This window comes from Pseudanabaena yagii GIHE-NHR1 (assembly GCF_012863495.1).
GTDB classification, from domain to species: Bacteria; Cyanobacteriota; Cyanobacteriia; order Pseudanabaenales; family Pseudanabaenaceae; genus Pseudanabaena; species Pseudanabaena yagii.
In genome coordinates, this window is the sequence record NZ_JAAVJL010000001.1 from 527,057 (window position 1) to 552,608 (window position 25,552).

Consider the following 25,552-nt stretch of genomic DNA (forward strand, 5'->3'; position numbering starts at 1 on the left):
GTCACCTTTTTAAAACTTGATTGCCCCTTGCCGACGAACCAACCAATTTTCTGCTGTCCATTCCACGACCGTTGACGGCAAACCACTTCCTATTGGCTCATCAATATCAAGACCATCGCCTAAAGTCCATACATTTGGGAAATTAGTAGATATATCTCGCATTTTCCTGAGTGGTGGCTGATTACTTTTGTTAGCGCTAGTAGTCAGCATTGCTCCTGTTTGCTGCAAAATCGCGATCGCAATTTTACTATCAGGAATTCTGATCCCTAAAGTTGTAAAACCTTGATTTAAATTTGCGCCGCGATCGCTAGCAGGCAAAACCAAAGTTACGGCTCCTGCAAAATATTTCGCAGCAGTTTGTTCCCAAATTTCTAAAGCAGGATTCCCAATATCAATAAATGGTAAAAACTCCTGCCAACTCGATGCCATCAAAATCAATGGCTTATCAGGCGATCGCTGCTTGAGGGTAAAAATATCAGCACTGCGATCGGGTCGTACTGCTAAAGCAGGCACAGTATCAGTCGGAAAGCTAACCAATTGCCCCGATCTTGCACCTGCTACTAAAGCGGCTAAAGACACTAAACTCATGGCTATGATTGCATTTTTGTAATTGTTAATATGGATTTCTAAAAGCTAATAGCTAACAGCTATTAGCTCTAACTTGCTGCGTTCTGGGAGATGAGACGCAGGTCAACTTCCTTATTTGCTAACTCAGTGACAACAGCAACAATTCCAGGTCCAAAAAATCTCGTTAACTTGTCTTGTTTTTGTTGCCAAACATCAAAGCCCATCAAGGGAGATTGAAACCGCAAAACTAGACTGTAAGCCCCCTTAGTTTCTTCAGCCTGAGAAATCTCTTCATAGATGCCGATTAAAAGGGGGCGCTCCTCATCAGTGGGACGCATTCCTAATTTTTCTAAAACTTCATCTAAATGAGCCTTAATTCCGTAACGATAGCGAGTGACATCTCTGCGTAATTGCTTCTGGGTTGATGTCTCTTGTAATTTGCGGAGCGCTACAACCTCTTCAGATTCAGGCACAATTACAGGTACTGGTGCGACCTCTGATGATTTAAAAGCAAACCCCCCTAAGAGAATCGGAAACCCGTAGAAAAAGCCAACTAGATTTAAGGTCGAGTTTCCCTTGGCATAAGCCCAAAAACCAACTAAAAAGAGAATTCCACCAACAAACAAGCCAATTGAAGCAAGTGATATTTTATTAAGCTTAAGCATAATCAAAAATTAATAATACTTAATAAATGTATCCGCTTTTTCGCAAAATATTGTGATCCCTAGGAAATAAGTAGTTGAGCATACAGCGCGTTGCGCTGAATTAAAAAACAGAGAAATTTTTGAAAGCGGTGCTTCGCCACGCTTTCAAAAATCTTTAAGCTTCAACAGGCTGTAATTAAAGCCCCATGACCATAAATTTATTTGCTAATGACTAAAATTCTTTCAAAAGTAAGCAGAGCATCGTTAGACTATAAATATATAAGTAGGAATTACACCAGTCGGACAACTTTCAAGTATTAGGGATTTGCAGTAGAATAAAGAGCCAATTTTTTGTGCTGCGGCGAAGCTACACCACAAAAAATCGGGTTCTTTATTAAATGGCAGCACCCCTATTAACTAACTTTTAGAAGTTGTTTTCATGATTCTGAGTAGCTACAATCACCATTTTTGTGTTTGTCAAGCTACAATCATCTAGGTGTAAATCCCCGTAGACACAAGTTTTAGACAGTACGGATCTGAGGAATCTGGCATGAGCAAAGCAGCCATCGACCTACCTATTGACATCAAGTTGCCTATTGGCAAACTTGGCGGAAATCTTGATGAAATTGAAGAAGACCTTGAAGATTTAGATGATGATATTGATCTTGACAAGGATGACTTACTTGATGATTCAGATGAAGATCCAGACCTTGACGATGATCCCGATAAAGCTGGCAAATTAAAGGGGGCTAAAGCAAAACGAGCCAGTCAAACTAAGAAAAAGCATTTTACCGAAGACTCAATTCGTCTCTATTTGCAAGAGATTGGTCGTATCCGTCTGCTCAGGGCTGATGAAGAAATTGAGCTAGCACGTAAGATTGCTGATCTTCTGGAGTTAGAGCTAAAGCGTGAAGAAATAGCGAATGAAATCGACTGCCATCCCGATGATGTCAGAGAGCCAGATTGGGCTGTCAAAATGGGGATGCCCCTTGGTGAGTTTCGCAAGCGTCTTCATTCTGGTCGCCGAGCCAAAGACAAAATGGTGCAGTCGAACCTCCGTCTAGTGGTATCGATCGCCAAAAAATATATGAATCGGGGCTTGTCCTTCCAAGACTTGATCCAAGAGGGCAGTTTAGGTTTAATCCGTGCCGCCGAGAAGTTTGACCATGAAAAGGGTTACAAATTCTCGACCTATGCGACATGGTGGATTCGTCAGGCAATTACCCGTGCGATCGCCGATCAATCGCGTACTATTCGTCTTCCCGTCCACCTTTACGAAACTATTTCCCGAATTAAGAAAACAACTAAGTTGCTTTCTCAAGAAATGGGGCGTAAGCCTACCGAGGAAGAAATTGCTACTCGTATGGAGATGACGATCGAAAAGCTCCGCTTTATCGCCAAATCTGCACAGTTGCCAATTTCCCTCGAAACTCCTATCGGTAAGGAAGAAGATTCTCGCCTTGGTGACTTCATCGAGTCTGAAGGTGAAACCCCTGACGATCAAGTTGCTAAGAGCCTCTTGCGCGAAGATCTTGAAAGCGTATTGGGAACTCTCAGCCCTAGAGAGCGTGATGTATTACGGCTTCGCTATGGCTTAGATGATGGTCGGATGAAGACTCTCGAAGAAATTGGACAAATCTTTAACGTTACCCGTGAACGTATCCGCCAAATCGAAGCTAAAGCTCTCCGCAAGTTGCGCCATCCAAACCGCAATAGTGTTTTAAAAGAGTACATTCGTTAAAAAGTAAAGGGAATGCTATGCATTCCCTTTACTTTTTGGGATTTAAATCTTAATATCTTCTGGCAAAAAATATTTTCAAATATTCATGCTTGTATTTCTAATTCACGGTGTCGCAACTCAAGATGCTGGTTACGGGGATCAGTTTAAGAGAAAAGTTAAAGAAAACTTGACTAACAAGAATGTTGCCTCACCTGTTTTTTATTCAAGTTTTTGGGGGCATACATTTAAGAACAAAACCGATCAATTATTTAATTGGGTTCGTGCTGATGTAAAAGATTTGTCTGATAAGTGCAAGGAACTTCGAGGCAGTGAGAAAGATATTTATCGCTATCAAGAAGCTCGCGAAGATTTTATCGCTAAGTTTTTCGGTGATTTTTTAACTTATTTGAATGTTAGTACAGGTGCAGCAATTCGCAGAGAAATCCCAGCAATTCTCATTATGAACGAAGGCTAGTCAAACCGTTGATATAGGGATATTGTAAATAACATGATGATTGATTTAGGGGAAGAGCTTTGAAAGCACAAGGCTCATTCGACAGAATTGTAGAAATTTTCCGACAACAACTAGAATCATTGCCAGACAAGCGGACAGGCAAAAATAGTCGCTATGGCATGGAAGATGCAGCCATGAGTGCATTCAGTGTATTTTTCACTCAAAGTCCATCATTCTTGTCTTACCAGCGGACAATGGAGCAGACAAAAGGGCGAAGCAACGCCCAAAGTTTATTTGGGGTGCATAAAATACCAACGGATAACCATATCCGAGACTTGCTAGACCCAGTGCAACCTAAAGAAATGTTTCCAGTGTTCGAGACAATCTTGGAGACGATAGAGCAAAAGGGGAAACTGCAAGGATTTCGAGGATTCGCCAACAATCTATTAATGGCGCTAGATGGGACAGAGTACTTTAGTTCAAAACAAATACACTGTCACCATTGTTCGAGTAGGAAAATGAAATCAGGAGAAATTCATTATTTTCATAGCGTAGTTACGCCAGTTATCGTCAGTCCACATCAATCGCAAGTGATTCCCCTAGTACCAGAATTTATTGTGCCGCAGGATGGAAATGACAAGCAAGACTGTGAGAATACAGCCGCCAAAAGATGGTTGTTACAACATGGCAGTAAGTACAGTGCATTCAAGGTAACTGTTTTGGGTGATGACCTTTATTCTCGCCAACCCCTCTGCCAAATGCTATTAGAGCAACAGTTCAACTTCATCTTAGTCTGCCGCCCCGAATCTCACCCCACTATCTATGAGCATATAGAAGGGATTGCTTTGCCAACGGTGGTTGTCAATAAGTGGACAGGGAAAGTTCAAGAGACCTATACCTACCAATATGTCAATGGGCTACCTATCAAAGATGGTGACGATGCTTTGCTGGTTAACTGGTGTGAACTAACTGTGACTAGACCTGATGGCAAGGTAGTTTACAAAAACTCTTTTGCCACCAATCACCTGATTACTGAGCAAACAGTGGTGGAAATCGTGCTGGCTGGTCGTACTCGTTGGAAAGTGGAAAATGAGAATAACAATACTCTCAAAACTAAGGGCTACAACCTAGAACACAACTTTGGACATGGCAAGGAGCATCTTGCTTCATTCCTAGCCACCCTCAATATTTTGTCCCTACTATTTCACACGTTATTGGAATTGGTCGATGACAAGTACCAGTTATTGCGCTCTCATTTGCCAACCCGCAAAACCTTTTTTAACGATTTACGCGCCTTGACTCGATATCTTGTTTTTGATAGTTGGGATCATCTTTTGACTTTTATGATTCAAGGTTTGGAGTTAGATCTCCCTCCCAACAGTAGTTAATTTTTCATAATGAGAATTGCTGGAGAAATCCTGAGCCAATTTCAAAATTTTATTAAAAGCCATCCTGAAGACAAGGAAATAGCAATAGTTTCACATTCTCTTGGCACAATAGTCTTATGGGATCTCCTCTTTGCTAAAGATTTACCTGAAGATGATCCTGCTCATGAATTTCGTGAATTTTTTAATTCTAATAAATTTGCTTTGAAATTGTGTGGCATCGTAACGATGGGTTCACCACTTTTATTTATGCGATTAAGGCAAAATATTGACTTTTCCTATGTTGACGATTTTGTGGAAACAAGTAATAAAAACCTCATTTGGTTAAATATAATCCATGCCTCAGACCTAATTGCTTATCCTTTAGGTAACGCAATTGAGCATGACAAATCTGATAATTATTTTCTATTCACCGATCAATTCCTGTGGATGCACGCTAATGGAGCAGAATCAGGGGCTTTGCGTTTTGGGCAGGCTCATGCTGGCATGGCTTTAGCAATGGCAGATGCTCATGGTGGTTATTGGAGTAATGATGTTGTTGCTGATTTGATGGCATCTCTTGTCATAGGAGATTTAAAAACATTAACCACAAAGAGAGTTCACACAGGCTGGCGAAGCTATAGTGAAGATACTCACTCCTAATGTTCTAAATTATTGCAACTAAATATGTGCAATTCCCGCATTGGAAGCGCTTTTGTGAAATTGAAATAGGTTTTATTTCAATTCAGTTTTTTACCTTGAATGGAGTAGTCTAAAAGCTGCATTGGATGCATGAGCAGAACATTCTTATTTTGGAGCTTTAGATGTTTGCGAATTTGGGTAATACATCCCACATTTGCTGATGCAATCACCTCAGCGCCAGTATCAGTCAGATTTGTCACCTTCATTTCTCCCAACTCATGCCCAACCTCTGGCTGCAAAATATTATAAATTCCTGCACTACCACAGCAGAGCGAAGCATCAATAGACTCTCTTAACTGGACATTGGGAATTTGGCGCAAGAGGCGGCGAGGTTCAAGACTGATCTTTTGTCCATGCAGCATATGACAAGCATCTTGATAGGCGATCGCTAAAGGTTGATCTTGCAATGGTGACAACTTAGCAGTTAAGCCCACATGATCGAGAAATTCCTGTACATCCTTAACCTTGCTAGAGAACTCCTTCGCCTTTGCAGCATATTGGCGATCATCTTTGAGAATATGTCCATATTCCTTGAGCGTATGACCACAACCTGAAGCATTAATGAGTACTGCATCCAAATTGAGATGGGCAAAGGTATCAATAGTTTGCTTCGCTAGCTCTAGGGTTTGGGCTTCCTGTCCTTGATGGTGAGTCAAAGCACCACAACAGCCTTGCAATTTAGGAATGACAACTTCACAACCATTTGCCGTTAATACACGCACAGTCGCATTATTCACCTCTGGCAAAAATACACGCTGCACACAGCCTAGGATCATGCCAACGCGATAGCGCTTCTCTCCCTTAGCAGGAATTACTTCTGGTAGCTGATCTTTAAAGGATTCGGGCGTAAGATCGGGTAGTACTGACTCCATTGCCTTTAGCTGTTGAGGCAGGAATTTCTCTAGCCAACCCGTCGATCGCAATAGTTTTTGCAACCCTAATTTCTGATAAGCCAATAGGGGCGCAAGCAAGACTCGCAGGCGGTTAGGATAGGGAAATGTCGCAAAGATAAATTGGCGTAATAATTTCTCAGGTAGCGATCGCGGATGGTTTCGTTCAACTTGGGCGCGAGTTGCCTCAATCAACTGGTCGTACTGCACACCAGAGGGACAAGTGGTCACGCAGGCGAGACAACCCAAACAAGTATCGAAATGCTGAGCGATCGCAGGAGATAAGGGAATATCACCTTCATTAATTCCATCCATCAAGTAGATTCTTCCCCTTGGCGAATCCGTCTCTTTGCCGATAATGCGATAACTGGGACAAGTGGATAGACAGAAGCCGCAATGCACACAGGCATCAATGAGTTCAGGGCTAGGAGGATTCTTGCTGTCAAATGTTTCTGAACCTATTGGGGTTAGGGAAGTAAGCAAATTAGGAACGAGGTTATTAGAGTTAGGCTGATCAGAAACTTGCATATTGATGGTGATGAAAAGATTGATGGAAAATTTCTAGAAAATGGACAAAAGGAATTTGAGATGGGAACTAAACAAGTCGCTCAGGACTGAGTAAACCTCGCGGATCAAACTGTTGTTGAATTTTGACCATAAGATCACGGACATTACCTGTATATCCCCAAACATTTCCGAAAACTTTGTTATTAAATTTCAACTCTTGAGGCGATTCGAGAAGGCTTAGAAATCCACTCTGGGCTTCGGCAATACTTCTCACCTTCGCTAACTGCTCTGCAATTTGAGGGGCGGTTCCATTTTCTATTCGCAAGATACCTAAACCGCTACCAGCATGAATTTGTAAGAAATAGGATTGCTGACTAAAAATTTGTTGGCATTGCTGCGTGAGGGAAACGCTGGCTGAGGGCAAGATACCTAATTTACAGATAACAGGATGATTAGTGGATGCTGATGATGCATTACGCAGTTCATTTTGCCAAAGTAAATTTTCTAGCGATCGCCAAAAATCTGTCACTGCATCAACAACCTGCACTTGTAAATTCAGTTCTTTTGCAAGTACTGCAAGGCGATCGCATTGTTCGAGAACGCTAATTTTGAGGCTAGAGAATTGCACCGCTAAGCCAAGGCTATCGCCTAATCCCAACTTGGTAATTAATGAAGCCGACAATAAATCGCAAGCTGTGGGAGTCAACACCGATGTACTAAGTTTTTGTTGTAATTGAGCGATCACTTCGGCTGCCCCTGTTGCTATTACAATTTGCGTGAATTCAGGTAAAGGATAGAGTCTAAAGGTAATGCTGGAGGCAATGCCCAAAGTTCCATAGGAACCCGTTAATAGTTTCATCAGGTCATAGCCAGCCACATTTTTCACAACGCGCCCACCAGCCTTGACTACTTTCCCATCGGCGCGAACAAATTCAATACCTAAGCACATATCGCGGACACTGTTATAGCGATGTCGCAACGAACCCGCACTTCCCGTTGCTAAAATGCCGCCAATGGTTGCATTGGGATAGGGGGGATCGATCGCTAAAAATTGCCCTTGTTTGGATAAGACTGCTTGTAAATCCTGATATGTCACTCCCGCTTGCACTGTCACAGTCAGATCGCCAATACAATGCTCGATGATTTGGTTTAGCCGTGAGGTACTAATCACCACATCAGCTCGACTAACTAAACCACCCCAATCCAACTTTGTAGCATTACCGCAGGGGAGTACTCGCAATCGCTGTTCATAGGCTAAAGCGATCGCCTTAGATAACTCATCAATAGTTTGTGGATAGATTACGCAAGCTGGTGACAGACTATCAGGTGTGAGACTCTGCACAATTCGATCATGCAAATGGGAATTGAGGCTTGCAAATGCAAGAACGCGATCGGCTCCCAAAAGCTCTGTAAATAGTGCAACTAATTGATGATCTGTAAGTCTCACAAAGTTAACATCCGTACATAAATATACTAAACACCAATTCTATAGCAAACCCTTAAGATTGAGAGGCAGCGCTGTGCGCCGCCTCTCAATCCAATTAGTAATTTGAAAGTACTATGAAGGAGCACTTTTAAAAATTTCTTAATTGTTATAAAAACCGCTTACTGCCATCGGGGCGAATTGTACCCCAATTGGTTTTTGCTTGAGATAATTGTTCATCAGAAATCTTAGCTCCTTTCAAATCCGCATTACAAAGATTTGTTCCCTTGAGATTAGCTTGACTCAAGTAAGCTCCCTTTAAATTTGCCCCACTTAAATTAGCACCCGCTAGATCGGCTTTACTCATATAGGCTGACTGAAGATTTGCCTCACGCAAGTCCGCAGATATCATCGAAGCACTACCTAGATCAGCCTTAACTAGAACTGCACGCTGCATTTTGGCATCTCGCAAATTAGCACTATTTAACTTTGCTTGAGACAGATTTGCACCTTGAAAACTTGCCCCAACTAAATCACTATGACAAAAATCTGCTTCAACTAATTTCGAGCGACTCATCACAATTCCTGAAAGAGTCGCGCTACCAAAGGCAGCTTTAGAATAGTCTTGGTTGGCAAAATTACGTTTACCTTGACTGTACTCAACAATAACTTTGCGCCCACCTTTAAGTTCACCTCCAAGCCGACTCGTCGCACCAGCACGGGTATTGCCAGCTGTCAGCATTCCACTATCCCATCCTTGGGTACTGCTATATTTTTGTGCTTGAATACGCGAGTTTGGTGGCTGAGTATTCGCGGCTTTGATCGTCACAGATGAAGGTGTTGATGGTACTTGACCATTAATTTTAGGAATAGCAGTAGCTTTAGGGGCTTCCTCAGATATACCACCAGATTCTAAAGCCTTTAAAGCTTCTTCGGCAGAACGAAAGCGCTGTGATACGGACTGCTGAAGCAATTTCTCAAAGACAACTCTCATGCGATCGCTGAATTTAACACCCGCTTTCCAGTTAATCTCCCCTGTATAGGGATCATGGGGTAAATCCTTGGGCGATCGTCCTGTCATCAAGTACAGACAACTCATCGCCGTGGCATACAAATCACTGGAATATACAGGACGCATCGCCATCTGTTCTGGTGGTGCGAATCCAGGCGTGCCGATCGCAAAATTTGTTAAGAGACCACTTGGATCATCATCGGCAGAAGGCTTATTAAGCTGACTAGAAACCGCACCAAAGTCAATTAAGACCAATTGACCATCTTGTTTGCGGCGCATGATGTTCGCAGGCTTAATGTCACGGTGAATCACCCCATTTTGGTGCATGAAGCCAAGGGCGGGAAAGATTTCCGCCAAAATTTTACGAATCTCAATTTCACTGAAAGGACCACGCCTCTCAAACTCTTGCTTTAACGTTTCCCCATCAACAAATTCTTGGACTAGGTAAAAATTACCATCCTCTTCAAAATAATCTAATAAGCGAGGAATCTGAGGATGACTACCAATCTTGCCTAGGGTATAAGCTTCACGCTCAAATAATTCCCTTGCCATTTTCATCACACTAGGCGATTGGGTATTTGGGCGTAATTGCTTAACGACACAAGATGGAAACCCCGGTAGTCCTTCGTCGGCAGCAAGAAATGTTGCTCCAAATCCACCCTTTCCCAGTGGACGACTTGCCCGATAACGGTTTCTCAGCTTCAAACTAGAACCACAGCTAGCACAATTAGTAGCAAATGGTTCGTTATTTGGATTAGCACAGTTCGGATTAACGCAATAACTCACGGTTGATCGAAAGCCCAAGTAATGGTTGATCAAATTAAATAGCAAGGCTTTGATGACATTTGGGATTGTCTTTTGCCTAGACTTAATATCGTAAACTACCCCAACCTCCTTAAGTAAGGCTAAGGTTTCCTGTCTCAATGGGCTTTACTCTTATCTGCAAAAAGATAACTAGCTTGTCCCTCCACAGGCAGGAGTCCTAGTTCCTAAGACCCATACTTTTTCTTCCTCCCCATTCAGCTTGATTTTTGGCTGTGGGGAAACGGTCAAGACTTCTTGATCGTAGCATTGATTCGTAATCGCTCAAGTTTATTTGCTGGTAGCTTTTTTCCGTTTCGGCTGCCCTAGAGAGACGATTCAGGTGATTTTGCTCCATACATTAAAGCAATAATTTTAAGATATTGCCTTAAAACAAACACTTTAATATTAACTTTAGCAAATAAATCTAAAAATCGTCAGTGTCAGGGATTTCATTGTTTGGATATGATGGGCGAGTTGATGGTCTCCTTCTTCTTCCCGAAGCAAAATTGTCCTTGCTAGATCCATCGCCATTGTTAAACCCATCGGATTCACTATTACGATTTCTGGGGCGATCGCCATTGCTACCATCACTGCTAGGACGTGGACGACGCTTAGGGCTTACAGGACGAATATCATTTTCGTCGATATCGATTACTGAATCATTGTTGCTGGTGCTAGTGCCTCTCTTAGGGCGACGTGACGACCGACGTTCATCGGTAGTATCTCCTCTTAGCTCACTGGCTTCTGCTCCACTAGGAACTGCTCCACGCATCCGACGGGCTGAATCGCGAGTGGGACGGGGCGCAATTTCGCGAGTGGGATCAATTTCCACCCGATAGTCTGAACCAATTGGTTCTTCGTCATCGACTAATGGACTTGATGGCGCTCTGCGTGCTTGATTGGCAAGGGCTTGACGCAGTACTAAAGACTCGACAGCAAACCAACCTGCAAATCCCACAACTAGTACCTGTGCTAGCTGTGTGGTAATTTCCATCCGAAAATTAAAGGCTAGCAGGATGATGCCATAGACCAAGGCGATCGCGGAGAAAAATATATCGTGGTCGCGGGCTAATTCAGGTCGAAAGTTTCGCACAAAATATAAACCCACACCTCCTAAAGCGGCAACGATTGCCAAAAGAATCATTAGCGGGTTGCCACCGATGTTGATCATGGTTCTATATTTCTCCTAAAGACTTGAATTTTGGTTGCTATTAAGTAGCTATTAATTGGTCGCTATTTTGCCACTAAAGTATAGTGATTTTCATTCTGGCATAGGCAAAATAAAAAAATAAAACTTTGCCGTGATTGATTTCGTATTTTGTAAATGAGTAACTCACTTAACAAAATGCTGATAATAGTGAGCTAGACAAGCTTTATCAACCAGTATAGCAATACAGCGCTATCGGCTGAGTCAAACAAACCACAAAAAAGAACCCCGCAAGGCGAGGCTCTTTTTGTCTATAAGCTTATATTAACCGCGACGAACAATTTTGTCCTTTTGGCTAACGAAATACAATGCTCCGAAGATGAGTCCAAGAACTACGCCGCCTGCGACAAGGCTGCCTAGAAAGTTTGTTAATGATTGTGTCATATAGCTTCGTAGGTAAGTTTTTTATATTACAGACTAAATACTTAGCATAATTTTAACATCTGGCAGCATCAGGAGATCGCAACTCCGCAAACCACATATAGCAAAGCAAGTTATAAAACCAGAAGAAGATTTGCGGCGCTTCGCGCCGCAAATCTTCTTCTTCGGTTTTGGTTTGTACTAGCTAACTCTTTTGGATTAGTGCTTCCTCGATTGATTTTGACTGCGGACGATCCAGTAACTAATGGAGAGGGATAGAACGGCGATCGCTAAACCAGTTAAATCTCCATCGGATTTGCTATCAAAAATCACGATCTTACGGGCAACCGCCGTCAGTGCCGTAATTATGACTAGTTCTAGCTGCACTACATGTTGACGTAGATAAGCTGTGACATTTTCCATCAGTTCCAAAGCAATGAGCACATTGAGGAACATCCCAAATATCTTTAGAAGTGGTGCAGTAAAGAATCCTTTGGGATCAGTGAAGAATAAGTCAATCGTCAAAAGTTTAAGTAGATCAAATAGAGCAATGAAGATCACAAATACTAGAGCGATCGCTAACACCTTAGAGACAATGTTTTCGATAGTGCTAATAGCTTTTAAAAAACTGTCATCTTTTGCAGCGATCGCCAGATAACGCCATAAATTTGTAATCCGTTGCCTAAATCTCATTGTGATCCTACTTTTAAAGCCTTATATAACGTTTTTCTTTTTACCTACGGCAAAAAGAAACCTCAAAATGTCTTCCTTAAGAAGACATTTTGCATATTCCTTAAATGATTATATAAACCAAATACATAGAATAAAAATATATATTGGTGCTAAAATCATAGAATATAGTCTATGATTTTGCAGCTTACTATGACTTACCGCCTATCAGATTCGCAATTAGCAAGCCACATTACGCTACACCAGTTACAGGTTTTTGAAGTAGCGGCTCGACATGGTAGCTATACCCGTGCTGCTGAGGAGCTATTTCTCACCCAACCCACCGTCTCTATGCAAATTAAGCATTTGACAAAAGCAATTGGAATGCCTTTATTTGAGCAAGTTGGAAAAAGACTATTTCTCACTCAGGCGGGGCATGAATTATTTGCCACCTGTCAAGAAATTTTTGGACGCATATCACAATTTGAAATGAGCGTTGCGGATATGAAGGGCTTGAAGCAGGGATATTTAAAAATTACGGTAGTAACAACTGCAAAATATGTGATCCCACGTTTGCTAGGACCATTTTGTCAGCGCTATCCTGGTGTAGAAATATCTCTGAAAGTGACAAATCATAGTGGCATTTTAGAAAGATTGTCTGAGAACAAAGATGATTTATATATTCTCAGCCAAGTTCCCGATGAGCCAGATGTTAAAGCTCATCCATTCCTGGCAAATCCTTTAGTTGTACTTGCCAATCATGATCATCCTTTGGCAAATGAAAAAAATATTCCGATTCAGAAGTTAGCCGATCAGCCTTTTATCACTAGAGAGTCTGGTTCGGGGACAAGAGGATATGTCCAAAAATTGTTTGATGACCATAAAATTACGCCCAAAGTCAAGATGGAACTATCAAGTAATGAGGCAATTAAGCAAGCGATCGCAGGTGGTTTAGGGATTTCTATCCTATCGCGCCACACGATCGCTTTAGAGGGAGCTTCAGGACAGATTGCAGTATTAGATGTTGAGCATTTCCCGATTCCCTGCAATTGGTATGTGATCCACCTTGCGGGCAAACAACTATCAGTCGTTGCCCAAGCTTTTTTGGAATATTTGCAAACTGAAGGCAAACAAATTGCGGAAGAAACATCAGCTTGGTAAAAAAAAGACTGATTGCATTGCAATCAGTCTTTTTTTAAGGCGGCACCCAGATTCGAACTGGGGGTGAGAGTTTTGCAGACTCCTGCCTTACCACTTGGCTATGCCGCCGAACGAACGGATACCTAATATAACAAATTAGGTAACTAGTTGCAAACAAACTGAGGATTTTTTGCATTATGTCTTGAGCCAAGCTCCCATATAATGGCAATTATCCTTTTAGCTACAAACCTGTATTGGAGTCATGTTTATCTTCCCAAATCTCAATATCGAGGTCGTTAAGATAGGCGATCGCATTTTGAATTTGGGCATGAGTACCTTTGAGGCTAAGGTGAAACCATCCACTACCAGCATTTACACCTAGAGTTGCCGATACGATATTGACAACCAATCCATAGCGGGAGGTCAACTGCGAAATTACAGGCTCACCATGAAGATCTTCAGGAATCCGAAGTCGAATATCTTGAATTATAGAACGAGTATCAATAGTCATTTAGAGAAACTCCTTACTAGTCTTTATTGTTTAGGAATTACGCATTGAGGCGATGTAGTGCAAGATTCTCCCGCACCACTCAAAACCCCGTAAACTCGTTAGCATTGCGTAAGTCCTAATTGTCACTTCCATTTAACACGATTTACGAAATTTTCAAGGATTCGTAGACTACAATTCTTTATGCCATCATGGTTTTGATGGCAAGGATGATGACTGTCACTAAAAAAATTCGGCGTAACCAGAGGTTATTGAGCTTGAGGGCAATCTTAGAGCCGATAATTCCACCAACAAACATAGTGATACTCAAGACAATTCCCAAGGGATAGTCAATAATCCCGCTTAGGGTAAAGAGGCAAGTTGCGAATAAAGAAGAGAAAATATTTACCAGTTTGGTTGTGGCGATCGCTTCTACATAGGTCATCTGAAATAATCCAACGTAGGCAGCCGTAAGCATAGTTACATAGCCACCACTAAAAAATCCTCCATAGATGCCAAGGATAAGTGTTGCCACATAGCCCATAAACTTTTTAATTTTAGATGGATGGCCTTTAGATATAACTCCAGCACGATGATTGAGCAAGGAGAAAATCACAATTGCAATCATAAATACGGAGACTAACTGCGGCAGCACTTTTGATGGCACGAATAACAGTAAGGCGGCTCCCAATCCTGATCCCACCAAAGTTAGTAATATCAATAGGGGTAAGCGACTAAGGTTAATCGTCTTTTGCTTGAGGAAAGGTAAAGTTGCACCAATGCTCATAAATGTGAGTGCCATCATATTTGTGGCTAAAGCGGTGCGCGGTTCAATTCCTGTTTGCAACATCACAGGTACGGTGATTAGGGAAGTACTACCTGTAATCACACTGATAATACTGGTAACAAGGAAAGCAGCGATGAGGGTAAGTAATTGGATAGAGGGCAAAATTGGATTATGACTTTGCATTGGTAATAATCTTTGTGTTGCCATTCGCGCAACACAAAGATTATTTTTCGCTATTCCCGTTCATTAGGATTATGGGTTTTGCGTTCCAAGATTTCCTTGAGAACTAGAGTTACTACTGCTAACAACGCTAGTAATACCGCCGCCGAATAGGCGACTTCATTCTCATAGTTCTTATATGACTCTTCTACAAATAGAGGTAAGCTCTGAGTTTTGGCAGCAATATTGCCTGATACAACAGATACAGCACCAAATTCACCCATGGCTCTAGCGTTAGTCAAAACCAAGCCATAGAGCAGCCCCCAACGGATATTAGGAACGACCACTTTCCAGAAAATTTGCCAGTCGTTAGCGCCAAGGGTACGGGCGGCTTCTTCCTGCTCGGTTCCCATTTCATCTAATACAGGAATTACTTCACGGGCAATGAAGGGCATACTGACAAAGATGGTAGCCATCAGCATTCCTGGGAAAGCAAAGATAATTTTGATATCATTTGCTTCGAGCCATGAACCAAACCAACCGAGGCGACCATAGAGTAGAACGATCATTAAACCTGCAACTACGGGCGAGATCGAGAAGGGCAAATCGATGATGCTGAGTAATAAGGCTTTACCAGGGAATTTATTACGGGCGATCGCCCAAGCCGCACTCAAGCCAAAGATCGTATTTAGCGGTAAGGCGATCGCTGCTAGACCTGCGGTTAACTTAATCGCTACCCATAAATCCTCCCGCTTAAACGCATCGATCAATGGAGTCAGTCCTTTATGAAAGGCTTCATAAAATACGTTGGCGGCGGGTATGAGTAATACTAAGGAGAGATAAGTAATAGCGATCGTAATTAAGATTGCAGGGGCAAAGCTTTTTTTCTCTTTGATCTGGGTTGGTTCGGGAGCGCTTTGAGGATATTTGCTGGCAGAAGAATTTAAATTAGCCATATCGCTTGCTCCATGCTTGTAATAGATTAATCGCCAATAGACTCGCAAAGGAAATAGCCAGCATTACCACGCCGATCACAGTTGCGCCAACATAGTCATACTGTTCTAGGCGTTGAAAGATCAAAACTGGTGTAATTAAATCCTTAAAAGGAGTATTGGACGCAATGATTACGGTTGAGCCATACTCACCAACAGCACGGGAAAAACCCAAGGCAACCCCTGTCAAGATCGAAGGTGTAAGTGGTGGCAAAATTACTTGGATAAAGGTTTGGAATTGAGAAGCACCTAATGACCATGCGGCTTCTTCGATTTCCTTTTCTAATTCTTTAAGGACGGGCTGAACCGTTCTGACAATAAAGGGTAATGAGATAAAGGTCATCGCTATAAATACACCGATGCGACTAAAGGCAATTTTGATGCCAAAGGGAGCAAAATATGCACCAATAAAACCTTTATTACTATACATTGTGGCTAGGGTTAAACCTGCGACTGCTGTCGGGAGTGCGAAGGGTAAGTCAACAACAGCTTCGACAAAGCGCTTGCCCCAAAAGTTGTAACGCACGATTACCCAAGCGATCAATGTGCCGAATATGCCATTAATCGCGGCAGCAGCAAAGGCAGTCACAAAGGTAACTTCGTAACTAGAGAGGGCAATGGGTGATGTCGCAGTTGCCCAAAACTTTTCAAAAGGCTCTTGAGAAGCTTTGACAATCATAGCGATGATTGGCAAAATTAGCAGGAATGCGAGATAGACAAAAGTAATTACCCATGTCCAAGGAATTTTGCCAAGGAATTTTAAAACAGGATTAGATTGGCGCTTTCTGTCAGGCAGAGGTGTTGTCGTGACCATATTGTCTTTAAATTTTCAAAAAGCTTGGGCATTTAGCCTAAATTCTATAAAACCGCAGCAAAGCTACGATTTTATAGAATTTAGTTATTAATTTAGGCAAGGGGCTTAAGCCACTTGTTGATGACTTGATTAATTAGCTATAGCTAAGCTCTAGCGCTTGATTTTGGATTGAACTTGGTCAAAGATTCCACCATCGGCAAAGAACTTCTTATCGGCATTTGGCCAACCACCAAAATCTTTATTAATGGTTGCAAGCTCTTTAACTGCGGGGTAAAGTTCAGTAAACTGCTTCTCTTTGGCAACAGCTTCATCGACAGGACGGAAACCGATCTTGGCAAATTCGGTTTGTGCTTCAGTGGAGTAGAGGTACTTTACAAATGCTTCGGCTACTTCCTTAGTGCCATGCTTAGCAACGTTTTTGTCAACAACTGCAATCGGATTGTCGATGGAGAGGTTCACATCGGGAATTACATAGCTGACTTTTTCGCCCTTCTGAGTAGCAAGAATTACTTCGTTTTCGTAATTAACCAAGACATCGCCCTGCCCTTGCTTAAGGAAAGCGTCGCTGGCTTCCCTAGCGTCTTTAGTCAAGATTGGCACATTGGTAAATACTTTCACTAAGGTATCGATGCTCTTGGCTTCATCCTTATTATTTGCCTTGAGAGCCGCATTCCAGATTGCCAAGAAATTCCATTTAGCAACACCTGAAGTTTTAGGGTCAGCAGTGATTAGCGCAACCCCTGGTTTTTCGAGATCAGACCAAGTTTTAATATTTTTGGGATTGCCTTCACGAACGATAATTGCTGGTACGGACTTCGAGACAATTCCATCATTAGGATATTCTTTTTCCCAACCTGACTCAATTAGTCCTGCTTTTTCTAGTTTGAAAGTGTCAGCACTAAGGGCGAGGTGGACAACATCAGCTTCGAGTCCGTCAATAACGGCGCGAGTTTGCGAACCTGAGCCACCATAGCTCTGTTTAAAGGTAACTTTTTGATTTTGTTCCTTTTGCCATTTTTCCACAAACTTAGGAATGATCTTCTCGTGAGCTTGCTTGGTAACAGCAAAAGACACAAGGGTTAATTCAACATCTTTTTTAGGTGCGCCTGCGGCAGGTGTGGTTTGAGCGGCGGGGCTGCCACCTGTAGTTGGGGTTGTTGCTGTGGGTTTAGTGTCAGTCGTTGCAGTGCAAGCTGCCATCGTGACACTAATCAATGCACCTGCCAAAAAGAAGGAGACAAATTTGCGTCCCCATTTATGGCTGAATATGTTTTTAAATGTATTGCTAAATAATTGGGCGATCGCCTTGACCGCTGATTGTGAACGTTTTAAGGGATGTTGTCCTAAACTCATGAGATATCTCCAAGAAAGTAATCTACGATATCTTGATGGGAATACCGTGTTTAAATACCATACAATACTTTCCTTTGAGATACAAATAAAATCTGTCTAGTTTTATTTAGACATTCAGAGATTTAGCAGAAATGTTAGAGAAGCTAATATTCTCTTTGTCTAACATCTTTTTAATCTGGCTAACGCAAGTTCAGGATAATTTAAAACGATCTGAGATAGAGGGTTTGCGTAACAAACCCTCTATCTCAGACCAAAAGTAAAAGCCTTGCTATGTAAGGTTTTTACTTTTGGTCTGAGAATACACCGTGCTAAGCATGGTGCATTTATCTAGGGTTATCTATTTTTTAAATTACCCTTAGGTTCTTCATCTAGAGGTAATAATGGGGACAAATTAATTAGCACTTTATCTACTCGATTTCCATCCATATCAACTACTTCAAAACGGATTCTTTGCCAAGTAAAGTGCTCACCAACCATCGGAATATGTCGGAGATAAGTCATCATCAATCCCCCCAGCGTATGGTAATTGCGCTCTTCTTCATAGGGTAAATCTTCAATTTCGAGAATCTCTTTGAGCCGATCGCTAGAAATCATCCCATCAATTAGCCAAGACCCATCTTCTCTCTGAATTGCATCGGGATCACCTTGGCGATCGCTTGATGGCAAATCACCAACGATCGCCTCAAGTAGGTCAGTGAGAGTTACCATTCCCTCGACACCACCATACTCATCAGTCACCATAGCAACGCGATCGCCTGATTGTTTAAATTGCTCTAATACGCTCAAAGCACTGGCAGTTTCCGCAACATATAGGGGAGGACTACTAACTTTTAATAAATCTATAGGTACACCATGAATACTGGCGTTGAGAAATTCTCGAATATCGACAATTCCCACACAATCATCCAGATTTTCCCTAGCTACTGGAAATCTTGAATGACCACTCTCTAGAACTTCGCGTTGCGTTTCTTCAAATGGAGAATCGATGTCAATCCAATCAATCTCAGTGCGGGGAGTCATGAGGGCTTTAATAGGGCGATCGCCTAGACGAAATACTCGTTCTACCATGTCTTGTTCAGCTTCTTCAAACATCCCCGACTCTGCACCCTGAGCAATCATCACCTTAATTTCTTCTTCAGTAACCTGCGCCTCTTCATTGGCTTGAATTCCTAACATACTCAGCAATGCTTCGGTAGAGGCGCTAAGTAAGTACACAATCGGTGTGCCAATATTGGCAAGAAATCGCATCGGTGGGGCAACATTACAGGCAATCTGTTCAGCATTACTCATCGCCAATCGCTTGGGCACAAGCTCTCCGACAACGAGAGATAAATAAGTGATAATTCCAACAACAATCGAAAAGCTGAGGGATTCGCTGTAGGGCTTGATAATTGCGATCGTATCCAACAACTCTTTCAAACTTTTTGCTACGGTTGTACCACCCAAAGCGCCACTCAAAATTCCGATTAAAGTAATGCCAATTTGGGTGGTTGACAAAAAATTGTTGGGTGAGCTGATTAGCCTTAAAGCAGCTCTAGCTTTAGCATTTCCTTCTTTTGCCCATTGTTCTAGGCGTACTTTTCGAGCTGAGACAATGGCTAGCTCAGACATCGAAAATACACCATTGGCAATAATCAGCAAAATAATGAATAAAGCTTCAAAAGCGAGGGAAGACATTGTTTTTAGAGCAGAACGACCTTATGGGAATCGTTTGAGAAATTTGTTTAATGATAGTTATATATTCTCATACCAAATTTTGTGTCAAGTTTCCTAAGACTCAAAAAAAGGTGTGACCAGAAGTGTCACACCTTTTTTTTAACGGCTATAGAGTTGGGTCACATCCAACAAGCGATCGCTCAAATCTTGGTTGAGTAAATCGGGATCGCTATAGCGCCAGCCCCAATTGCCTGTGGCAGTTCCGGGGACATTCATCCGCGCACTATTGTCTAAACCAAGAACATCCTGTAGCGGAACGATCGCAATTACAGCTACTGATGCCATTGCTATGCGGATTAGCGCCCAGTTAATTGGCTCTCCTGAGGCAAAACCAACTACATATTTATAAAACAGTTGCTTTTCATAATTGCTGGAACGCTGCCACCAACCCACTGCGGTGTCATTATCGTGAGTCCCAGTGTACACAACACTATTGTGTCTGTAGTGGTGGGGCAAATGAAAATTGCCAGAGTCACCACCAAAAGCAAACAGTAGTACCTGCATTCCTGGAAAGCCAAAATCATCCCGTAATTTGATGACTTCAGGAGTGATTACCCCAAGATCTTCGGCAAGAATTGGCAGATCACCCATTACTTCCTTGAGCTTCGTAAACAGCTCATCTCCCAAGGCAAGCTTCCACTCACCTTTGATGGCATTCTCCTCACCTGCGGGAACTTGCCAAAATGATTCAAAACCTCGAAAGTGATCGATGCGGATAATATCTACATAACGATTTAAAAATCGGAAGCGATCGATCCACCAAGCAAAATTAGTTTCTTGAAGATAATCCCAGTTATAGACAGGATTTCCCCAGAGCTGACCTGTTTCGCTGAAATAGTCGGGTGGGACTCCCGCCATCTGTGTGACTTCGTAGGTTTCAGGATCGAGCGCAAAGTTTTCAGGATTTGCCCAAACATCAGCACTGTTATGAGAGACATAGATGGGAATATCGCCAATAATCCGAATATTTCGCATATTGGCATATTGCTTGAGTTTCAACCATTGATCGAAAAAGAGAAACTGCACAAATCTCTGAAACTCGATTTGCTCATGTAACTCTTCGCGTTTTTGTTGTAATGCTTGGGGTTCCCGTTTGGCGATCGCAGGTTCCCACTGATTCCAAAGGATTTCGGGATTTTCTTCATGCAATGCAACAAACAGCACATAGTCTTCGAGCCAATCGGCTTCTTCGTAGCAAAACTTTTTGAACTGCTCTTGGATTAAATACAAATCATGATGATGTTGGGGATCTTGATCCGCATAACCCTGTTTGAATCTTGTATAGGCAATCTCTAGTAACTTGCGTTTGTAAGGTATCACCGCTTCAAAATCAACACGATTTTGATCAAAATCAGGAATATCTTCCCAATCTTCTTCTTTAAGTAAATATTGCTTCGCTAAAAGCTCTGGACTAATGAGATAGGGATTACCTGCGATCGCACTAAAACTCATGTAGGGAGAATTACCATATCCTGTAGGTCCAAGGGGCAGGACTTGCCAAAGCTTCTGACCACTACGGGATAAAAACTCAATAAACTGATAAGCCGTTTCTCCTAAATCCCCAATCCCAAATTTGCTGGGTAATGAGGTTGGATGCAGCAAAACGCCACTAGCACGTTGAAAAGCCATACACAAAATACAAAAGCTTTTAGATCTGGCTCTACTTTACCGCCTTATGTATCGTCTTACAGAGTTTTGTTTCCCCACCTTTGGCGGGGAAACAAAAACATACTTCACCAGACTGGGAAATACTATTTGAGTAGCTGGACGCATTTAAATAGTATTTGGTGCACGCTGCGCGTGCACCAAAGTCTTTAGGGGGGTGAGGCAAAATGAAAACTGCTATCAGATAATTCCATCTGCTGCCATTTCTTCACGGGTGTAATTAACAGAAAAATCTAAGAAAGACGAATGAAGTTCAATTTCAGCAACCGCAGGAAAAAGTCGCAATGTACTAATTCCTAAGTTTTTAGGATTATCCGCAAGCCATCCAAAAGCTTCGCGAGTATGGGTTTGGATGATTAAAATTTCGCCTTCAGGAGTTTGATTTAACGATAATTCCGCATCCCCCGGTTTCAAATACATTTCGCTATAAATTTGTCCTAGCATCCGCCACTGCTGCCGCCAATAGGTCATCCCCTGTCGCTCATGGGCGATCGCATATTCTGCAAGGATGGCAATATTTCGCCATGTAATATCATCCCGTTGAAAAATGAGGCGTAACTCTTTAATTGCCTGTTCGCAATCCTCTTCAAACTTGAGCAATGGAAGTGGATCGGCAAGACGACGAGGCGTTTTACTTAATGTCATCATTGCTTGGATCACCGTTGACTCAATTTGACTTGCTATTTGCTCTTTTGCCTTTTGGGTTTGCCAAGCTACCCCTTGCTCAGTCGTGGCATACATCGGTGGTAACCGATTGAGAACATAGGCAGATACATCATCAATACCGACCTTGCGCGGCAACACATTTGCCATATGTACTAATTGATTTTTTACTTCCTGCTGTACTAAATCTTCGAGAACATTAGTGAGGGAATAAGAAGCAGAAATAATATAGGAATTTAGCTCAGGATCAGGTATTTCAGTATTTTGCTGATGCCAGTTTTCATGGTCATGATAATGCCCCTTACGCTGTAAATAACCTTTGATTTCCCGAATGCGATTGCGATCGTAGATGCTCAATCCCGCATATTCTGGGGAGTGCGTCACTAAGGTTAGCGTTTCTTGAAAAGCTTGTGGGACATCTTGCCATACCAGAGATGGCTTACTAAAAAGTTGTTGGAGTTTGGCTAAAACATGGGCAGGGGTTTCAACTTTGCTAGCCGCAATCTGAGTAGCTTTTCGGAGTGGATCACGCTTTACCCCCAATAATGCATGTTGAACAGCACTTACAACTTGATTTTTCAATTCATTGTGGGCACGTTTGCGCTGTTGCAACCAACCTCGGCTAGTACTAGCGTATAGCGCTGGCAAACGATTCAGAGCAAAGGCAGTTACTTCACTAAGGTTAATTGTTTCACGTGATGCCTTGTTCAGTTGCTTTAGTTGCTCCTGTACTTCTACGACAACGATTTCCTCAAGGGCATTTTTGAGGCTAGTCATAAGTTTGTGCTACGAGAAATTCTATGTGTATAAGCCTTGTTAAATATTACTGTCAATTACTATCAATTCAATGAGAATACTCACTAGGTTTGTGCTTTTGACAGGCTAGTTACCAAAAATGATATTACATTCTTCAGGATTTATAATGTTATATGGTTAGCGTTTTGCACCAAGCATATGACACTGTTTTTATAAATACTTGGCGATAAAAGCCGTTAGAAAAACTATGGACACAAATGGACTCGAACCATCGCCCCCCACGATGTCAACGTGGTATCGTTATTTGCTGGAAAATTTGTAGAGTAAGGCTTTTGGGTATTGTCAACAAGGTGACGGGGTAAAAATCGGGGTAATTGATTTTTCCTTATAAGCAATTATACATTTGCAAATCAGGGATTAATCGGGCATTAAAGTGAAATAAAAATAGTATTAGATATATGCCGATCGCCTCTGATTGATTAACTCAAACCGCCTGTAGTTGTGTAAGATCAAGAATCTTCATAATTTTTTCGTTGGCTATGGACTACACCATCAATAATAAAATCGTCTCCTTTATCTGGTCGATCGCGGATGATTGTTTGCGGGATGTGTATGTGCGGGGCAAGTATCGCGATGTGATTTTACCGATGTTTGTGTTGCGTCGTCTGGATTGCCTGTTGGAGAAAAGCAAGGCGGCGGTTTTAGAAGAGGTGCGGTTTCAGCGAGAGGATGCAGGATTAACTGATCTGGATCAGCAAGGTTTGCAGGAGGCAAGCGGCTATGTTTTTTACAATATTTCTGACTGGACGCTGACGAAGTTAGTCAAGACGGCTACGAATAATCGTCAGATTTTGGAGGCAAATTTTAAGGCTTATCTGGATGGTTTCAGTGAGAACGTTAAGGAGATTATTGAGAAGTTTGAGCTACGCAACCAGATCAAGCGGATGGTGGAGGCGGATGTATTGTTGGGGGTGTTGGAGAAGTTTATCGATCCGCGTATTAACTTGAGTCCTGATGAGGCGATCGATCCTGATGGGCGTAGGTTGCCACCTTTGACCAATTTGGGTATGGGTTATGTGTTTGAGGAGTTGATTCGGAAGTTTAACGAAGAGAACAACGAAGAGGCGGGTGAACACTTTACGCCTCGTGAAGTAATTGATTTGATGACACATATTTTGTTTGAGCCTGTGAAGGAGCGTTTACCGCCTGTAATTACGGTCTATGATGGCGCTTGTGGATCGGGAGGGATGCTGACGGAATCGCAGAATTTTATGATCGATCCTGATGGGAAAATCAGATCTAAGGCGGCGGTTTATCTCTATGGGAAAGAGGTGAATGGAGAAACCTATGCGATTTGCAAATCGGACATGATGATTAAAGGGAATGATCCTGCAAATATTAAGTTTGGTTCGACTTTGGCGACTGATGAGTTTGCGGGGATGCGCTTTGATTTTATGTTGTCGAATCCTCCCTATGGGAAGTCTTGGAAGCAGGGTGGTTTCATTTTCGGAAAAGCAAGCAGGAAGGGAGAAGCAGAAAATTTAGAAGGAGGAAATCAGTAAGAATAAGAGCAGGAGAGAATATCAAAAACTTGATGAACCTGATTCGCGAGAACCCGTTGCCCCTGAGGAATCGTCCGAAAGCCAAGGCGACGAACAGTGGTCATGATAAAACAGTGAATAATTGCCCAAATAGTAGGAGCATTACCACCACGACGTAACCCCGTATCCTCTTGAAAAAGGACATCGCGCACCCAATGTAAGCGATTTTCAATGCCCCAGTGTAGGCGAATCGGGTCAAGAAACTGAGCCGCCTTGAGAGACAAGTCAGAAATATAACCAACTGATTCGACAAAAGGCTTGTCATCACGCCAGCCCTCGCGTTCCACATAAATCAAAGACTGTAGAGACGACCATTGTTTACGTAGGTGAGTCGGCGCAGGATAAACCCAAACGCGACGGCGCACTTGACGGCTATGAGATTTGTCAAACTCTTCAGCATAGCTAAGGGCTTCCGTGGTTTGATGTAAGTTATCCAAAATCTTGAGCAAATTCGGTTGATTATTTTTGAGCGCAATCAAATAATGCTGTTCCTGTTCAACAATTAATTTCACCGTATCTTTTTGGCAATGTAAGGCATCTAGGGTGAAAGAGGCTTTCTGCCCTTGTAAAGAGGTAATCACTTGTTTAACGACTTCGATTTCACTAATTTGTTTGTTTTCGGATACGGCAAGGGCTATTACTTCTCCCGTTTCATGGGTAAAGGCTGATACGGTACTGGTAAAGTTTTGCCTAGAATCAGTCTGATTGGAGACAGTACATTTGATGCTTTTTCCGTCCATCGCCAGCCATTGCCCTGATTCGCCTGTATAGCTATTTCTACACCACTCGTTAAATAGTTTAACTATTGGCTCAATTTCTACTCCTTGAATGACACGACGAAAGGTCGAATATGACGGGATTCGACTCTCTGGTGCTAGCTCTAGCCTTGTTTGTAGGGTTTGCCAATGTTTCTCACAGAAATCTGCTAAGGGTCGATATCCGTGATAATTACACAATACTCCCAGCAAGGTTAAGCACATGACTAGCCATAGTGGATGTCGCTTACCTTTACTTTTCCGATGGTCTGGGATCTGCTTTAATTGTTCTATAAAGTTCATGGTCTGGTTTTGCTTTTTGTTTAGCTCTTAACAGACCA

22 protein-coding genes, 1 tRNA gene and 1 pseudogene are annotated in these 25,552 nt (G+C 42.2%); 6 read left to right on the forward strand and 18 right to left on the reverse strand.

Annotated features, from left to right (window positions below):
• Nucleotides 1–9 precede the first annotated feature (9 nt).
• Nucleotides 10–588 carry an L-threonylcarbamoyladenylate synthase gene (locus tag HC246_RS02580; RefSeq protein WP_169362024.1) on the reverse strand — a complete coding sequence of 193 codons (579 nt, stop codon included), beginning with the start codon at nucleotides 586–588 and terminating at the stop codon, nucleotides 10–12.
• A gap of 68 nt (nucleotides 589–656) precedes the next feature.
• The gene (locus HC246_RS02585; protein WP_169362025.1) at nucleotides 657–1,232 is read right to left on the reverse strand and encodes a DUF2854 domain-containing protein; all 576 of its coding nucleotides are present in this window, start codon (nucleotides 1,230–1,232) and stop codon (nucleotides 657–659) included.
• 529 nt (nucleotides 1,233–1,761) lie between these two features.
• Here HC246_RS02585 and rpoD point away from each other — a divergent pair.
• The 4 genes from rpoD to HC246_RS02605 all read left to right on the forward strand — a co-directional run bounded on the left by rpoD (nucleotide 1,762) and on the right by HC246_RS02605 (nucleotide 5,412).
• A complete protein-coding gene (gene rpoD / locus HC246_RS02590; RefSeq protein ID WP_169362026.1) occupies nucleotides 1,762–2,952 on the forward strand; it encodes an RNA polymerase sigma factor RpoD in 1,191 nt (396 codons plus the stop codon).
• An 85-nt stretch (nucleotides 2,953–3,037) separates the two neighbouring features.
• Nucleotides 3,038–3,406, forward strand: a complete 369-nt coding sequence (locus tag HC246_RS02595) for a hypothetical protein (protein ID WP_169362027.1) — start codon at nucleotides 3,038–3,040, stop codon at nucleotides 3,404–3,406.
• An 86-nt stretch (nucleotides 3,407–3,492) separates the two neighbouring features.
• On the forward strand, nucleotides 3,493–4,773 hold the full coding sequence (locus HC246_RS02600; RefSeq protein WP_169364411.1) for an ISNCY family transposase: 1,281 nt from the start codon (nucleotides 3,493–3,495) through the stop codon (nucleotides 4,771–4,773).
• 9 nt (nucleotides 4,774–4,782) lie between these two features.
• Nucleotides 4,783–5,412: a hypothetical protein gene (locus HC246_RS02605; protein WP_169362028.1), complete on the forward strand. Its 630-nt coding sequence runs from the start codon at nucleotides 4,783–4,785 to the stop codon at nucleotides 5,410–5,412.
• A 77-nt stretch (nucleotides 5,413–5,489) separates the two neighbouring features.
• Here HC246_RS02605 and HC246_RS02610 read toward each other — a convergent pair whose 3' ends face one another.
• The 6 genes from HC246_RS02610 to HC246_RS02635 all read right to left on the reverse strand — a co-directional run bounded on the left by HC246_RS02610 (nucleotide 5,490) and on the right by HC246_RS02635 (nucleotide 12,347).
• A complete protein-coding gene (locus HC246_RS02610) occupies nucleotides 5,490–6,869 on the reverse strand; it encodes a (Fe-S)-binding protein (RefSeq protein ID WP_169362029.1) in 1,380 nt (459 codons plus the stop codon).
• Nucleotides 6,870–6,936: 67 nt separating this feature from the next.
• Complete coding sequence (locus HC246_RS02615) at nucleotides 6,937–8,295, reverse strand: FAD-binding oxidoreductase (RefSeq protein WP_169362030.1); 1,359 nt, start codon at nucleotides 8,293–8,295, stop codon at nucleotides 6,937–6,939.
• Between the two features lie 145 nt (nucleotides 8,296–8,440).
• Complete coding sequence (locus HC246_RS02620; RefSeq protein WP_263972428.1) at nucleotides 8,441–10,207, reverse strand: serine/threonine-protein kinase; 1,767 nt, start codon at nucleotides 10,205–10,207, stop codon at nucleotides 8,441–8,443.
• A gap of 304 nt (nucleotides 10,208–10,511) precedes the next feature.
• Nucleotides 10,512–11,258 carry a Ycf66 family protein gene (locus HC246_RS02625; protein ID WP_169362031.1) on the reverse strand — a complete coding sequence of 249 codons (747 nt, stop codon included), beginning with the start codon at nucleotides 11,256–11,258 and terminating at the stop codon, nucleotides 10,512–10,514.
• A 300-nt stretch (nucleotides 11,259–11,558) separates the two neighbouring features.
• Complete coding sequence (locus HC246_RS02630) at nucleotides 11,559–11,678, reverse strand: photosystem II reaction center X protein (protein WP_169362032.1); 120 nt, start codon at nucleotides 11,676–11,678, stop codon at nucleotides 11,559–11,561.
• A gap of 195 nt (nucleotides 11,679–11,873) precedes the next feature.
• The gene (locus HC246_RS02635) at nucleotides 11,874–12,347 is read right to left on the reverse strand and encodes a phosphate-starvation-inducible PsiE family protein (protein ID WP_169362033.1); all 474 of its coding nucleotides are present in this window, start codon (nucleotides 12,345–12,347) and stop codon (nucleotides 11,874–11,876) included.
• 189 nt (nucleotides 12,348–12,536) lie between these two features.
• On the opposite strand from HC246_RS02635, the gene HC246_RS02640 reads away from it, so the two are divergent.
• Nucleotides 12,537–13,484 carry a LysR family transcriptional regulator gene (locus HC246_RS02640; protein WP_169362034.1) on the forward strand — a complete coding sequence of 316 codons (948 nt, stop codon included), beginning with the start codon at nucleotides 12,537–12,539 and terminating at the stop codon, nucleotides 13,482–13,484.
• Nucleotides 13,485–13,521: 37 nt separating this feature from the next.
• Here the strand turns inward: HC246_RS02640 and HC246_RS02645 are convergent.
• From HC246_RS02645 to HC246_RS02685, 9 genes are all read right to left on the reverse strand, one after another.
• Nucleotides 13,522–13,592 (reverse strand) — tRNA-Cys (locus tag HC246_RS02645).
• 112 nt (nucleotides 13,593–13,704) lie between these two features.
• A complete protein-coding gene (locus tag HC246_RS02650) occupies nucleotides 13,705–13,974 on the reverse strand; it encodes an NIL domain-containing protein (protein ID WP_169362035.1) in 270 nt (89 codons plus the stop codon).
• A gap of 178 nt (nucleotides 13,975–14,152) precedes the next feature.
• Nucleotides 14,153–14,920, reverse strand: coding sequence for a sulfite exporter TauE/SafE family protein (locus HC246_RS02655; protein WP_211167610.1), 768 nt, complete (start codon nucleotides 14,918–14,920; stop codon nucleotides 14,153–14,155).
• A gap of 50 nt (nucleotides 14,921–14,970) precedes the next feature.
• Complete coding sequence (cysW, locus tag HC246_RS02660; RefSeq protein WP_169362036.1) at nucleotides 14,971–15,852, reverse strand: sulfate ABC transporter permease subunit CysW; 882 nt, start codon at nucleotides 15,850–15,852, stop codon at nucleotides 14,971–14,973.
• Nucleotides 15,845–16,702, reverse strand: coding sequence for a sulfate ABC transporter permease subunit CysT (gene cysT / locus HC246_RS02665; protein WP_169362037.1), 858 nt, complete (start codon nucleotides 16,700–16,702; stop codon nucleotides 15,845–15,847). Before cysT ends, cysW begins: the two co-directional genes overlap by 8 nt.
• 150 nt (nucleotides 16,703–16,852) lie before the next feature.
• Nucleotides 16,853–18,055 carry a sulfate ABC transporter substrate-binding protein gene (locus HC246_RS02670; RefSeq protein ID WP_169362038.1) on the reverse strand — a complete coding sequence of 401 codons (1,203 nt, stop codon included), beginning with the start codon at nucleotides 18,053–18,055 and terminating at the stop codon, nucleotides 16,853–16,855.
• 333 nt (nucleotides 18,056–18,388) lie between these two features.
• Nucleotides 18,389–19,732 (reverse strand): hemolysin family protein, encoded by a 1,344-nt coding sequence (locus HC246_RS02675; RefSeq protein WP_169362039.1) that lies wholly within the window; start codon nucleotides 19,730–19,732, stop codon nucleotides 18,389–18,391.
• 138 nt (nucleotides 19,733–19,870) lie between these two features.
• Nucleotides 19,871–21,400 (reverse strand): 4-alpha-glucanotransferase, encoded by a 1,530-nt coding sequence (malQ, locus tag HC246_RS02680; RefSeq protein WP_169362040.1) that lies wholly within the window; start codon nucleotides 21,398–21,400, stop codon nucleotides 19,871–19,873.
• 216 nt (nucleotides 21,401–21,616) lie between these two features.
• A complete protein-coding gene (locus HC246_RS02685; RefSeq protein ID WP_169362041.1) occupies nucleotides 21,617–22,876 on the reverse strand; it encodes a late competence development ComFB family protein in 1,260 nt (419 codons plus the stop codon).
• Nucleotides 22,877–23,394: 518 nt separating this feature from the next.
• Between HC246_RS02685 and HC246_RS02690 the strand changes: the two are divergent.
• Nucleotides 23,395–24,342 (forward strand): annotated as a pseudogene (locus HC246_RS02690) (type I restriction-modification system subunit M); the annotation flags it as partial.
• 68 nt (nucleotides 24,343–24,410) lie between these two features.
• On the opposite strand, the gene HC246_RS02695 reads toward HC246_RS02690, so the two are convergent.
• Nucleotides 24,411–25,514, reverse strand: coding sequence for an ISAs1 family transposase (locus HC246_RS02695; protein ID WP_169361865.1), 1,104 nt, complete (start codon nucleotides 25,512–25,514; stop codon nucleotides 24,411–24,413).
• Between the last annotated feature and the right edge of the window lie 38 nt (nucleotides 25,515–25,552).